General features: G+C 34.0%; 9 protein-coding genes. 5 read left to right on the plus strand and 4 right to left on the minus strand.

Features of this window, described 5'->3' with window-relative positions; genetic code table 11:
* The first annotated feature begins 206 nt into the window (after positions 1 to 206).
* Positions 207 to 1,328 (plus strand): hypothetical protein, encoded by a 1,122-nt coding sequence (locus ABZP37_RS14980; RefSeq protein WP_366183903.1) that lies wholly within the window; start codon positions 207 to 209, stop codon positions 1,326 to 1,328.
* A 107-nt stretch (positions 1,329 to 1,435) separates the two neighbouring features.
* Here the strand turns inward: ABZP37_RS14980 and ABZP37_RS14985 are convergent, their stop codons facing one another.
* Together ABZP37_RS14985 and sucC are read right to left on the minus strand one after the other, a co-directional pair.
* The gene (locus ABZP37_RS14985; RefSeq protein ID WP_366183904.1) at positions 1,436 to 1,774 is read right to left on the minus strand and encodes a hypothetical protein; all 339 of its coding nucleotides are present in this window, start codon (positions 1,772 to 1,774) and stop codon (positions 1,436 to 1,438) included.
* Between the two features lie 386 nt (positions 1,775 to 2,160).
* Positions 2,161 to 3,354 carry an ADP-forming succinate--CoA ligase subunit beta gene (sucC, locus tag ABZP37_RS14990; RefSeq protein WP_366183905.1) on the minus strand — a complete coding sequence of 398 codons (1,194 nt, stop codon included), beginning with the start codon at positions 3,352 to 3,354 and terminating at the stop codon, positions 2,161 to 2,163.
* Between the two features lie 416 nt (positions 3,355 to 3,770).
* Between sucC and gltB the strand changes: the two genes are divergently transcribed.
* The 4 genes from gltB to ABZP37_RS15010 all read left to right on the plus strand — a co-directional run bounded on the left by gltB (position 3,771) and on the right by ABZP37_RS15010 (position 12,935).
* Positions 3,771 to 8,285 carry a glutamate synthase large subunit gene (gltB, locus tag ABZP37_RS14995; protein WP_366183906.1) on the plus strand — a complete coding sequence of 1,505 codons (4,515 nt, stop codon included), beginning with the start codon at positions 3,771 to 3,773 and terminating at the stop codon, positions 8,283 to 8,285.
* Between the two features lie 4 nt (positions 8,286 to 8,289).
* Positions 8,290 to 9,744 (plus strand): glutamate synthase subunit beta, encoded by a 1,455-nt coding sequence (locus ABZP37_RS15000; RefSeq protein WP_366183907.1) that lies wholly within the window; start codon positions 8,290 to 8,292, stop codon positions 9,742 to 9,744.
* 1,396 nt (positions 9,745 to 11,140) lie between these two features.
* Positions 11,141 to 11,923 (plus strand): ABC transporter ATP-binding protein, encoded by a 783-nt coding sequence (locus tag ABZP37_RS15005; RefSeq protein ID WP_366183908.1) that lies wholly within the window; start codon positions 11,141 to 11,143, stop codon positions 11,921 to 11,923.
* A 160-nt stretch (positions 11,924 to 12,083) separates the two neighbouring features.
* On the plus strand, positions 12,084 to 12,935 hold the full coding sequence (locus tag ABZP37_RS15010) for a hypothetical protein (protein WP_366183909.1): 852 nt from the start codon (positions 12,084 to 12,086) through the stop codon (positions 12,933 to 12,935).
* 77 nt (positions 12,936 to 13,012) lie between these two features.
* Here ABZP37_RS15010 and ABZP37_RS15015 read toward each other — a convergent pair whose 3' ends face one another.
* Together ABZP37_RS15015 and ABZP37_RS15020 are read right to left on the minus strand one after the other, a co-directional pair.
* Positions 13,013 to 13,468 carry a tRNA (cytidine(34)-2'-O)-methyltransferase gene (locus tag ABZP37_RS15015; RefSeq protein WP_366183910.1) on the minus strand — a complete coding sequence of 152 codons (456 nt, stop codon included), beginning with the start codon at positions 13,466 to 13,468 and terminating at the stop codon, positions 13,013 to 13,015.
* Between the two features lie 31 nt (positions 13,469 to 13,499).
* Complete coding sequence (locus ABZP37_RS15020) at positions 13,500 to 14,087, minus strand: pseudouridine synthase (RefSeq protein WP_366183911.1); 588 nt, start codon at positions 14,085 to 14,087, stop codon at positions 13,500 to 13,502.
* Positions 14,088 to 14,229: the final 142 nt, after the last annotated feature.

Raw genomic sequence — 14,229 nt, forward strand, 5'->3', positions numbered from 1 at the left:
CAGTACGTATTTTTCCCTTCTACAGAACAGTAAAAAGGATGAATTAAATTAAAAATTTCATCCAAAAATAGAAATAGTTCCTTTCAATTATTTTTAAAAATAGCTTCATTAAACAAATTACAAAAATTTGCAAATAGCTGTAAATAGCACTTATATTTGAATAAAAATAGAATTGATTTTTTTCTAAACTTAATATGTCCTAAAAAATGAAAATATACACCTGGATTATAGCACTACTATTTACCTCTGCAGCCATTAGTCAAGAAAAATATACCGTTCAAAAAATAAATATCAATTCTACTCTGTTTGCTGACACAAAAAACGAAATTCCAAAAGTCGTAGCTCTAAAGAAAGAATATGCAGCTGTTGCGAACATCATAAATAAGCAAATTTTGGAGGAATATAGTTTGACAGGATTTCAGCTAAATAAAGACGAAGAGTTTCGGTTTTCGGGTTGCACTTTTTCTTATCAAATAAACACCACTCATTTGTTCTTAAAAATTGAAGGCGAATATTTAGGTCCGTACCCAAGTCAATTTGACAATGAATACATTTTTAATTTAAAAAATGGCGCTTTAGAAAATAATGACAACATTCCGTTTCAAGCTTTCTTTACACTCAATGGCTATTTGGATTTTATGGACAACTATTGGTTAAACGATATCAAGAAGCAATTTGATATTTCTATCAAGGATTGTGAGGGCTCAGAACCTTATTGCACTTATTATGACATTGACAAATATGAAGTTCAAAACAACCAATTAAGTATTTCACTAACCAATGACTGCTATCCTCATGTAGTTAAAGTTTGCACTCCTTATTTAACCAAATCATTTTCTAAAGAGATTATGAAAAAGTATTTGAGTGAATGGGGATATCGTATTTTATTTAATGCCAATTATGTTGCATACAAAGGAATAGAAAAGTTTTTAATCAATCAAAAAGAAAGAGACAATGCCGAAAATAATATTTTCCTTTTTGGAAAAACAAACAAATTGTACCCAATAAGTATGGCATTACAACTTTCGAAAAAAGACAATACGGTGAGTGGTTACTACTATTATGATAAGAAAAAAATCAAAATTAAACTCAGCGGAACATTTACAGGAAATTCTATTTCGTTAAACGAATATACCAACAACCAAAACACAGGGAGTTTTAGTTTAAAATTTGAAGAGAACTATAAGCCCGATGGATTTTCTATTTACGAAAATGATGATAAATCAAAATACTTAACTGGAAATTGGTCGAACCAAAAGAGTCAATTTAAAGTTATTTTCAGTGAAGTGTTATTAAATAAAGAGTCGAAAAATATTCTCGGTAAATAGATTCAATTATAGCAATTACATCTTTCGAACTAAAAAGAAAAATCTACTTTAAACAAAAAAATCCTAAGTCAGCAGACTTAGGATTTTCATTTTATATAAAATTGTATTTACATCTGAAAATTGACATCGAATACATATTCCTTATCAAGACCTAATTCAAATGACGAGAGTTTTTTATAATTTAAACTTACTTTGATATAATTGCTCAATTCAGCATTTGTTGTATTGGTTTGCAACACAACAATTTCATTATCAGCATTAATTCTAATTTTTACTTTCACAACTGTTTCATTTTCTAAATCACCTACAGCACCATCAGGAGCTAAAAGGGTAGCGAGTTCACTACTTACATTAGAATATGTTTTTTTGGGTTTTAATTCATTTGCAGATACAAATGCAGTACACATTAATAACACTAAGGCGATTGATACAGATAATTTTTTCATGATTTCTTTTTTTTTACGTTTTCTACGTTTTTTATTTTTTCTTTTTCGAGTCAAAAGTATCTCCTTTATCAAAGCTTTTTTCATTGAAATAACGAACTTAACACAATGGTAAAACCAACAAAAAATTCTAAAAAACGACGCTTAGTAATTTAATTCACTTAAAAATATCAAGCGTATAAAATATGAACTACCCAACTGAAAAATGCGCAATAAAAAACCCAAAACATTATCACTTATTCAAAAAAGAAGTCCTCAATTGAATTAACAATGTCATAACTTTAAAATTCAGTAATGATTGACTTAGCATAAAACAAAAAAATCCTGAGTTTTCACCCAGGATTTAAATTATAATAAAACTAGCAATACTAGCTAAAAATGTATTTCAATTATGAAAGTGCTTTTTTAACTTGATCTGCTGCTTCTTGAAACTCTACTGCAGATAAAATTGGCATACCTGAATTATCAATTAATTCTTTTGCAATTCCAGCATTTGTTCCTTGTAAACGAACAATGATTGGCACTTTAATAGCGTCACCCATATTTTTGTAAGCATCAACAACTCCTTGAGCAACACGATCACAACGAACGATACCTCCAAAAATGTTGATCAAAATTGCTTTTACGTTTGGATCTTTTAAGATAATACGGAAAGCCGTTTCAACACGTTTTGCATCTGCAGTTCCACCTACGTCTAAGAAGTTTGCAGGCTCAAAACCAGCATACTTAATTAAATCCATAGTTGCCATTGCAAGACCTGCACCATTTACCATACATCCAACAGTTCCATCAAGATCTACGTAGTTCAATCCTACTTCTTTAGCTTCAACTTCGATTGGGTTTTCCTCACGAACGTCACGCATTTCAGCGATTTTTACTTGTCTGTATAAAGCATTATCATCAATGTCCACTTTAGCATCTACAGCCAAAATTTTATCATCAGATGTTTTTAATACTGGATTGATTTCAAACATAGAAGCATCAGTACCAATATATGCTTTGTATAAAGCGTCGATGAATTTCACCATTTCTTTCAATGCATTTCCAGAAAGGCCTAAGTTAAAAGCAATTTTTCTTGCTTGAAAACCTTGTAATCCAACTGATGGATCAATTTCTTCTGTAAAAATTAAATGTGGTGTGTGTTCAGCAACTTCTTCAATATCCATTCCTCCTTCAGTAGAGTACATGATCATATTACGACCAGTACCTCTATTCAAAAGCACGGAAACATAAAATTCAGAAACTTCACTTTCACCTGGATAATAAACATCCTCAGCTACTAATATTTTGTGAACTTTTTTACCCTCTGCAGAGGTTTGAGGTGTTACCAATTGCATTCCGATAATTTCACCAGCAATTTTTTCCACTTCTGCTAAGTTTTTAGCAAGCTTAACTCCACCACCTTTTCCACGTCCACCTGCGTGAACTTGAGCTTTAATAACATGCCATCCTGTACCGGTTTCAGCAGTTAATTGTTTTGCAGCAGCAACAGCTTCAACTGCGTTATTAGCAACTATTCCGCGTTGAATGCGAACTCCGTAGCTAGCTAAAATTTCTTTACCTTGATATTCGTGTATGTTCATAATATAGATTTTATCTGGACTCTGAATTTGTTTCAGAATAAATAAGTGGCACAAAAGTAGCAAAATACATCCTAAGAGAGAAATATTTTTAAAATTTAAAAATCATTAATTTAATAACAAATGTTAAAAAAAAAGATATTCATTTTTATTTAATGAATTCATAATGTTTTAGAAAACAAAGCCCTAATAACGTTTGAATTTTCGTAAAAATTTATAAAAAAACAACTCGAAATTAGTCAAAATAGGCTTTAAAACTGAATTAAAATTATGATTTTACCAATACAAACAACAAAAAAACAAATTATTTGCAATTATCACCCTCTTTTATGCTTTTATTACAAAAATACAGCCAACATAACGTTTTCGATTCATAATGTATAATGAAATCTTTAAATTTGTAAAAAAATTTATCAAGCATGAAACTTAAAGAACAAGGCCTTTATTTGCCAGAATTCGAGCATGAAAACTGTGGAGCTGGTTTTATTTGCAACCTTAAGGGTGAGAAAACGAATCAAATTATACATGACGCATTAGAAATTCTAGTAAAACTAGAGCACCGTGGTGGTGTAAGTGCTGACGGAAAAACAGGAGATGGAGCAGGACTTTTAATTGACATACCACATGAGTACTTCAATAGAGTTTGTGATTTCAAACTACCTGCTACACGTGAGTATGCTGTTGGAATGGTATTTTTGCCAAAAATAAAAAACCAATACGTTTTTTGTAAAGACATATTTGAAAAAGAAATCAAAACACAAGGACTTACCGTTTTAGGATGGAGAGAAGTTCCTGTAGATTCTACTCAATTAGGTGAAATAGCTCTTGCTTCTGAGCCTGCAATTGAACAATTATTTGTTGGAAAAAGCGAAACTATTGATGAAGCTACATTTAAAGCTAAGTTATATGCTGCTCGTAAAATTACAGAACATGCTATTGTAGGTTCTAAAATCTCGCAAAGCGATTATTTTTACGTTCCAAGTTTATCTACTACTACCCTAATATATAAAGGTATCATTATGCCTGAGGATATTGGTCCATACTATACTGACTTACAACAAACGGATTTAGTAACTCGTTTGGCGTTAGTTCACCAACGTTTCTCTACTAATACAATGCCTACTTGGGAATTAGCTCAACCTTTTAGATACATGTGTCAAAATGGTGAGATCAATACACTAAGAGGAAACGTAAGTAGAATGCGTGTGCGTGAAGAAATCATGAAAAGTGATGTCTTTGGTCCACAAATCGAAAAATTATTCCCAATCATTTTACCAGGTAAGTCAGATTCTGCTTCTATGGATATGGTGGTTGAGTTATTAACACATACCGGAAGATCATTGCCAGAAGTAATGATGATGATGATTCCTGAAGCATGGGAGAAACACAAAACCATGTCTGATGAAAGAAAAGCATTCTACGAGTACAACGCTTGTATCATGGAGCCTTGGGACGGACCAGCTTCTGTACCCTTCTCTGATGGTGACTACATAGGAGCTTTATTAGACCGTAATGGTTTGAGACCTTCACGTTATACCGTAACAAAAAGTGGTAAATTAATCATGGCATCAGAAATTGGTGTTTTTGAAGTTGATCCTGCTGATGTTGAAAGTCATGGTCGATTAGAGCCTGGAAAAATGTTCTTAGTGGACATGAATAAAGGCCGTATCATTAATGATGAGGAAATTAAGAGCAAAATTGTTTCTGAAAGACCTTACCAAGAATGGTTGGAGAAGTACCGTTTAAACTTAAAAGACGTTCCTGCAACGTCTAAAGTTTGTCCAATCGAAACTATCGATTTAAAAACTAGAGAACGTTTATTTAATTATACATTAGAGGATATTCAAGAAATGATCGTTCCAATGGCACAAGCTGGTAAAGAAGCTTTGGGTTCAATGGGAATTGACACACCTCTTGCAGTATTGTCAGACAGACCACAATTAATCCCTAACTATTTCAAACAATTATTTGCACAAGTTACTAATCCACCTTTGGATGGTATCCGTGAGGAAATTGTAACTGACATTAGTTTGGCCTTGGGTCAAGACAGAAACATCTTTGATATTTCTAGTAAACAATGTAGAAAATTAAGAATTCAAAATCCGGTAATCTCTAATGACGATTTAGAGAAAATCAGAAACATCTCTGTAGATAATTTCAAAGCAGAAACAATTGAAATCTTGTATGCAAAAAGCAAAGGATTAAATGGTCTAGAAAATGCTTTGGAAGACATTATCATCCAAATTACAAAAGCAGTTGAAAGAGGAACAAACCTTATTATTTTATCTGATAGAGGTGTAAACCAAGAGTTTGCTCCTATCCCTGCCTTGTTAGCTTGTTCATATGTTCAACACCAAATGAACCGTTTGCGTAAGCGTTCTTATTTTGATATGATTATCGAATCTGCCGAACCACGTGAACCACATCATTTTGCTACCTTATTTGGTTATGGTGCAAGTGCAATTAACCCTTATATGGTTAATGAAATAATTCGTGTACAAGTACAAGAAGGATTCATCACTGGTATCAGCGAACAAAAAGCAGTTGACAACTTCAACAAGGCTATTGGTTCTGGTATTCTGAAAATCATGAACAAAATTGGAATCTCAACATTACACTCGTATAGAGGTTCTCAAATTTTTGAAATCGTTGGTTTCAACTCTAAATTTGTTCAAAAATACTTCCCTTACACAGCTTCAAGAATTGAAGGTATTGGATTGTATGAAATTGAAAGAGAGATCAATGAAAGATACCAATACGCTTATCCTGATGTATTAGTTCCAAGCCGTTTAGGGTTAAACATTGGTGGAGAATACAGATGGAGACGTAACGGAGAAAGACATATGTTCAACCCTACTACTGTTGCTAAATTGCAACAAGCAGTACGTTTGAGCGATCAAGATAGTTATGATGTGTATGCTAAAACAGTAAACGATCAAGCTACAAGTTTGATGACCATCCGTGGTTTATTCGAATTTGACAACCTTGACCCTATTCCATTGGACGAAGTAGAGCCTTGGACTGATATCGTAAAACGTTTCAAAACGGGTGCGATGTCTTACGGATCTATCTCTAGAGAAGCACACGAAAACTTAGCTATTGCCATGAACCGTATTGGAGGAAAATCCAATTCTGGTGAAGGTGGAGAAGATAGAAAACGTTTCCAACCAGATGTAAATGGTGACAGTCGTAACTCGGCTATCAAGCAAGTAGCATCAGGACGTTTTGGAGTAACTTCTCACTACTTATCTAGTGCAAAAGAGATTCAAATTAAAATGGCTCAAGGTGCAAAACCTGGAGAAGGTGGACAATTACCAGGTGAAAAAGTATTGCCTTGGATTGCTGAAGCACGTAACTCAACTCCATTTGTTGGATTGATTTCGCCTCCACCCCACCACGATATTTACTCAATTGAAGATTTAGCACAATTAATCTTTGACTTGAAAAATGCTAACAGAGAAGCTCGTATCAATGTGAAATTGGTTTCAGAAGTTGGTGTTGGTACTATTGCTGCGGGTGTTGCAAAAGCAAAAGCAGATGTTGTACTTATTGCTGGTTATGATGGTGGAACTGGAGCATCTCCACTAACATCGTTGAAACACGCAGGTCTTCCTTGGGAACTTGGATTGGCTGAAGCGCAACAAACATTAGTATTGAACAATTTAAGAAGTCGTATTGTTGTAGAATGTGATGGCCAGTTGAAAACAGGACGTGACGTAGCTATTGCTTGTCTATTAGGTGCTGAAGAATTTGGTTTCGCTACTGCTCCACTTGTTGCTTCTGGTTGTATCATGATGCGTAAATGTCACTTGAACACTTGTCCAGTAGGTATTGCAACTCAAGATAAAACATTGCGGAAAAACTTTACTGGAACTCCTGAGCACGTTATTAACTTCTTCTTCTATGTTGCAGAAGAGTTAAGAGGTATCATGGCGTCATTAGGTTTCAGAACAATGGAAGAAATGATTGGGCAAACGCACAAAATCAATTCTAACAAAGCGATTACACATTATAAAGCAAGAGGTTTAGATTTATCTTCTATCTTACACAGACCAGATACTTACAAGTATTTGACAGTAAGAAACACAGAAAAACAAGACCATAATCTAGAAAATGTTTTGGATTTCCAAATCTTGAAAGATTCTCACCGTGCTTTGTATAGAAAAGAAAAAATGACTTTGGATTACCCTATTAGCAATATTAACCGTTCGGTTGGTGCTATTGTGAGTAACGAAATTTCAAAAATATACGGTCACTTAGGTTTACCTGAGGATACTTTAAACATTAACTTCACAGGTTCTGCAGGTCAAAGTTTAGGTGCATTTAGCGCACACGGATTGACTTTTACAGTTGATGGAAACACAAATGATTATTTAGGTAAAGGGTTATCTGGAGCTAAATTAATCATCAAGAAACCAGCTACTGCTACATTTGTCGCTGCAGATAATATCATCGTAGGAAACGTTTGTTTGTTTGGAGCTGTCGAAGGACAAGCTTACATCAACGGTATTGCAGGAGAACGTTTTGCAGTTCGTAACTCTGGAGCTACTGCGGTAGTTGAAGGTGTGGGAGATCACGGTTGTGAGTACATGACAGGTGGTAAAGTAGTTGTTCTTGGTAAAACAGGAAGAAACTTTGCAGCAGGTATGAGTGGTGGTATCGCTTATATCTATGATCCAGAAAACAAATTCAAAAATGGTTTATGTAACACAGAAACTATTGAATTTGAAACAATCGAAGGTACTGATGCGGATGAATTAAAACAATTAATCGAGAAACATGTCCTTTATACAAACAGTACTCGAGGAGCTGATTTATTGAGTGATTGGAACGTAAGCTTAGAAAATTTTGTAAAAGTAATGCCTACTGAATACAAAAAAGCATTAAAACGTTTAGAGACTGAAGAACAAATGGTAGAAGAATTAACAGCATAATACAATGGGAAAAGTAACAGGTTTTAAAGAATTCGAAAGAATAGATGAATCATACACACAAGTTGAAAAACGTGTAGAGAATTATAACGAATTTACAGTTCCTTTGAGTGAAGCTGAAATTACAAGTCAAGGTTCACGTTGTATGGATTGTGGTATCCCATTTTGTCATAGTGGATGTCCGTTAGGGAATTTAATCCCTGATTTCAATCACATGATACATCAAGGAGAATGGCAAAAAGCATCTTGGATATTACACTCTACAAACAACTTCCCTGAATTTACAGGACGTTTGTGTCCTGCACCATGTGAAAAAGCATGTGTATTAGGGATTATTGCAGAGCCAGTATCTATTGAAAACATAGAAAAAAATATCGTTGAACGTGCCTTTAAAGAAGGATGGATCAAACCACAACCTCCAAAAGTAAGAACAGGTAAAACTATTGCTGTTGTTGGGTCAGGACCTGCAGGTTTAGCAGCTGCTCAACAATTAAATAGAGCGGGTCATACCGTGACTGTTTTTGAAAGAGACAATGCAATTGGTGGTTTATTACGTTATGGTATTCCTAATTTCAAATTAGAAAAAGGAATTATCGACAGACGTGTAGCAATCCTTGAACTAGAAGGAATCATTTTCAAAGTAAACACTAATGTTGGTGTAAACTATGATATTAATGATTTAAAAGCATTTGATTCTATCGTACTTTGTGGTGGTGCTACAGAAAGAAGAAGCTTACCTACTCCAGGTATTGATGCTGATGGAGTTGTTCAAGCAATGGATTTCTTGACACAACAAACGAAAGTAGTTTTTGGTGATAAAATTGAAAACCAAGTAATGGCTACTGGTAAAGACGTAATCGTTATTGGTGGTGGTGATACAGGATCTGACTGTGTGGGAACTTCAAACCGTCATGGTGCGAAATCAGTGACCAACTTTGAGATTATGCCAAAACCTCCAGTAGGAAGAAGCGAGACTACTCCATGGCCTTATTGGCCGTTGCAGTTAAAAACATCTTCTTCTCATAAAGAAGGTGCTAACAGAAACTGGTTAATCAATACCAAAGAATTCGTAAAAGATGCTTCTGGTAAATTAATCGCATTGAAAACGGTAACTGTAGAATGGAAAATCGTTCCAGGACAACGTCCTGAATTGATCGAAATTGAAGGTTCAGAGAAAACTTGGCCATGTGACTTAGCTTTATTAGCTTTAGGTTTTACAGGTCCAGAGAAAACTTTGGCAGAACAATTAGGACTACAAACAGATTTCAGAAGTAATTACAAAGCGAACAATTACCAAACTAATGTACCAAACGTATTTACTGCGGGAGATATGAGAAGAGGTCAATCATTAATTGTTTGGGCTATTTCTGAAGGTCGTGAGGCTGCAAGAGAGGTAGATTTGTACTTAATGGGAACTACTAACCTTCCTACTAAAGAAGGTGGTGATTTACCAGGAGTATAATATACTTTTATAAAATTTCAAAAGGCTGTCTATTTTTTTTAGACAGCCTTTTTTTTTGTTTACTAGCACCAGAATAGGTCATGTTATGCACATTTACATACACACCAGAGTACTTAGCAAAAACCCAGATAAAACAGCAGAGCGCGATGATCTGCAAATAGGTGCCGCACAAACGTAATTTTTGAAAATCATAGCACCCTCTCGTTGATCAACTAACCCATATTCGTCGTAACAGCCTATTTATCAACATTTAAATAGCTACCCCCAGTCGTTTAAATCATCTATTGCCATAATAATACTTGGCTTTTTGTTTAGCTACAAAACTCAGCAAAAGAAACATAAATGTTCTACAATTTGAACTAAGTACTGAAGCTTGCTTAATGTCGTATTTGTAAAAGAATTAAAAAACCATCAAAGTCTAGGATTTAAACTACCTGTCGTGATATGTGTACTTTACGACTTTAAAACTTTCAACTTACTTAAATACATTCATTGAAATTTATTTTTAATCTTTAAATTATTTGTTATTCCAAAAGTAGTTACATACTTCAAAAACTTTGTTGGTAAGGATAAAGAAAATATTTCTGCGGGTCTCAAATAAGTAAACATAAGGCTTAACAACGCATTTACCAAACGAAATTATAATTTCATCTAACAAGGTAATTGAATTATATTGAATATATAATTGGTATTATTTAAACCTTGCCGAATTCATTAGCAATCATTTTAAACATTAATAGTAAGGTTCGCTCTTATTGCTCATTTCTAACATCAACATGTTTATATTTCAAAGTTCTATTAAATCTATCTAACACCTTTATAAAACTAAAAACTAATTTCATTGAGAAGTCCTATTCCTTCATAAATCTTTGTGTCCACTTGCAAAAATAATTTCATTTGCTTTTATCTCAAATTCAGAGACTTATCCATCCCAATTAATTGACTTTATTTTGCATAAAGCTATTATAAATTCACAAATGAACTTGCCCCCTTGCTAAATTGAGTTCTACTTTAAAATGCTCTTGTAAGACCTAAATCAAAGCTTTATCTTTGTGCTGAAGACTGGTGTTTTCCATTGCTTTGATTATGTAAACACAATCTTGTTATTTGTAAAATAACTATCTTTTTTTACAAATTCATTGTGACTGATTAACTGATTAACTGATTAAAAGCAAAATATACTTTTATAATGTATTAAAAAGATACAGACAAAGAAATCTATATCTCTAATTGTTTAAAAAACTAATATGAATCTCATTAAAGCAAAACAATTAAACAATATAGATCATAGAATTGTATACTAAAGTAAACACAACGCTATAGGTCCTATGAGAGAGATACGACTAAATTATTAACCAAGAAAACGGTGTCTCTATGTGTTTAAAAATAATATCCAATGAATAACAAATCCATCTTACAAGCATCCAACCTAAGCATCGGTTATTTTCATAAAAAAGAAAATACTACCATTGCAACCAATATTAGTCTGTCCTTAACACAAAGCAAACTCATTGCTTTGATTGGTGCAAATGGAATAGGAAAATCAACCCTCTTACGCACTTTAACAGGTATCCAAAAACCCCTTTCGGGCGATGTTTTACTCAATAACAAAAAGATAGAAAATTACAGCCCTCTAGAATTGGCACAAAACCTCAGCGTAGTTTTAACTGAAAAACTACCTCCAAGCAATTTGACCGTTTTTGAACTCGTAGCACTTGGAAGGCAGCCGTACACCAACTGGATTGGCAAACTCACCGAAACGGATATTACACAAGTTAATCACGCCATAGAACTCACGCAAATCAGTCATTTGACAAACAAAAAACATTTTGAAATCAGTGATGGACAATTACAAAAGGTTTTGGTAGCACGAGCTCTGGCTCAAGATACTCCACTCATCATTTTGGATGAACCTACTACACACTTAGATTTATTACACAAAGTAGCGTTGTTCAAACTCCTCAAAAAATTGAGTCAGGAAACACAAAAATGCATTCTATTTTCGACCCACGACATTGATATGGCAATTCAACTCAGTGATGAAATGATTATCATGACACCCGAAACAGTGGTGCAAGATGAACCTTGTAACTTTATTTCCAAAGGAACTTTTAGCACGATTTTCAAGGACGAACACATTAGTTTTGATGCTCAAAAAGGAAAGTTTATTATTCGCTAATACATGAATCAGCAACTGCATTTTATTTTTATATTAAAACACAAAAACAAACCCATATTCAAGTATTTGAAACTATATTTTTTGTAACTTTATATCTCTTTATGGCGCCCCAAATTTAACTTATCTACATTATTATATTAATCTTGTAAATTATTAAATTATGGAAAATTTCATTACGTTATCAAAAAAAATCGCGCTATTATGCACCGTTTTACTGCTCTATTCTTGTAATCAAGATGAATTCACAAATGTTGAAGTCCTAAGCAACTCGACTTACTCTCTTACTGGTAAAACTACTACATCTAAATTGAATGTTTTTAAAGGCCCTGAAGTGACAGTCGGTTTTGGAAAAGCTCGTTCATGGATAAGTTTAAATTCTGAAGGATTTCCAATGGAAATAGGTATAGAAATCACTCAAAAAGCGTTATTAAACCCCGAAAGAGATAAAAAAATGGCTCCAGAACCAGGATCAATAATTATTCTTCCCTTACATCTTAAAGCAAAACAAGCCACGCCATTTAATCATATTGGACTAAATTGGAATCCAAATGGGCATGAGCCAGATCATGTTTTTGATGTACCTCATTATGATATTCATTTCTATATGATCTCAATTGAAGAGCAATTAGCAATACCTAATTGGTCAGCTGAAACAGACGCATTGTTTAACAATTATCCAGCAGCTGAATTTTTACCCGCAGATTATTTTACTCCTCCAGGCGCGGATACTGCCGAAGGTCAAATGGGAAAACACTGGCTTCCAGTAAATTTACCAGCTTTTCTTCCTTTCAGTAAAATAATGATTTATGGGACTTACGATGGCAAAGTAGCTTTTGTGGAACCTATGATTACAGAAGCTCTATTACTCTCTGGAGAAGCTACTAGCGAAAACTATTCACAACCAATGAGTTTTCAAAAAAAAGGAAATTATCCCACAAAGTACAATATATACCATGATCCAATAACCGGTAATACCTACATCACGCTAAGCGATTTTGTTGCTAGAAATTAACCAAAAGAAATGAGGAAGTATTTCCTAAGTACTTCCTCATTTCTTATTTTGCAATAAACTAGATTCAATTAAAAAATCTATTTTTTAAAACTAATCTGCCTCTTCGCTTCTCCAATAACAAATGCCACCGAATTAGCAATATTAAAACTCCTAATTTTATCTGACATTGGAATCGTTAAGTGATTCTCAAATTGAGCCAAAACTTCATCACTTAAACCTTTACTTTCTTTTCCAAAAACCAACCAGTCTCCATCTTGAAAATCGATTTCCAAATACGATTTTTCAGCATGTGAACTCATCAAGAAAACACGAGATAAATCAGGAATTTGAGACTTCCATTCGGTTACATTTTGGTATTCGGTTACATCCAGATGCACCCAATAATCCAATCCTGATCGTTTTAAGTTCTTATCATTGATCACAAACCCAAAAGGATGTACCAAATGCAAGCGACTCTCAGTACCGACACAAAGACGTCCAATATTTCCAGTATTATTAGGAATTTCAGGTTCTACTAAAACGATATTTAACATTAGAAAGATTTTTGATTGTTGATTAACGATTCTAGATTTCAGAATTTTGCATTTTGAAATCCTCTACTTCGATTACTTCTCCAGCTTTTAAGTTTTGCAAATGTACATTTCCTATTCGGACTCTTACCAATCGTAAGGTCGGAAAACCTACAGCTGCAGTCATTTTCCGTACTTGTCTAAACTTGCCTTCATTGACAGTTATCGATGCCCAAGTAGTGGGGCCATGACGCTCATCGCGTATCTTTTTACCTCTTGGACCAAAATCAGGAATTTCGGGAATCAAACGAGCATCACATTTTTTGGTTCTATATTTCCCTCCATCAAAACCTATTTCAACACCTTCTTTTAGCAAATCAATAGCTTCCTGAGTGATGATGCCGTCTACTTGTACAAAGTATTCTTTATCGACTTTTTTGGAACGTATTTGTTCGCTTACTTTTCCATCAGTAGTCAAGAGCAAGAGTCCTTCTGAGTCTTCGTCTAATCGACCAATGGCCATCGTACCTTCTGGAAAATCATGCAGCTCACCCAAGAGTTTCTTCTTTCGTTTTAATTCGTATATGAACTGACTTAAATAACCGTAAGGTTTGTGGATGATGAAGTGGTGGTGATTTGACATGGATATAAAATAAAAAAGCGACACCAATTAAGACGCCGCTTTGAATGTTTTCACAACGGAATAATCCTTATTGTGAATTGCTTCAAAATTGTACTGCAATAATACAACAAATTTTTTAATGTTGGTTTACGGTTTCCCGTAA

This window comes from Flavobacterium ovatum (genome assembly GCF_040703125.1).
In the GTDB taxonomy this organism is placed as follows: Bacteria; Bacteroidota; Bacteroidia; order Flavobacteriales; family Flavobacteriaceae; genus Flavobacterium; species Flavobacterium ovatum.

Bases quoted from the DNA above. Each gene is read 5' to 3' on its own strand.
- ABZP37_RS15010 (WP_366183909.1), top strand. From the start codon at position 12,084: ATGGAAAATTTCATTACGTTATCAAAAAAAATCGCGCTATTATGCACC.
- ABZP37_RS14980 (WP_366183903.1), top strand. From the start codon at position 207: ATGAAAATATACACCTGGATTATAGCACTACTATTTACCTCTGCAGCC.
- sucC (WP_366183905.1), bottom strand. From the start codon at position 3,354: ATGAACATACACGAATATCAAGGTAAAGAAATTTTAGCTAGCTACGGA.
- gltB (WP_366183906.1), top strand. From the start codon at position 3,771: ATGAAACTTAAAGAACAAGGCCTTTATTTGCCAGAATTCGAGCATGAA.
- ABZP37_RS14985 (WP_366183904.1), bottom strand. From the start codon at position 1,774: ATGAAAAAATTATCTGTATCAATCGCCTTAGTGTTATTAATGTGTACT.
- ABZP37_RS15020 (WP_366183911.1), bottom strand. From the start codon at position 14,087: ATGTCAAATCACCACCACTTCATCATCCACAAACCTTACGGTTATTTA.
- ABZP37_RS15000 (WP_366183907.1), top strand. From the start codon at position 8,290: ATGGGAAAAGTAACAGGTTTTAAAGAATTCGAAAGAATAGATGAATCA.
- ABZP37_RS15005 (WP_366183908.1), top strand. From the start codon at position 11,141: ATGAATAACAAATCCATCTTACAAGCATCCAACCTAAGCATCGGTTAT.
- ABZP37_RS15015 (WP_366183910.1), bottom strand. From the start codon at position 13,468: ATGTTAAATATCGTTTTAGTAGAACCTGAAATTCCTAATAATACTGGA.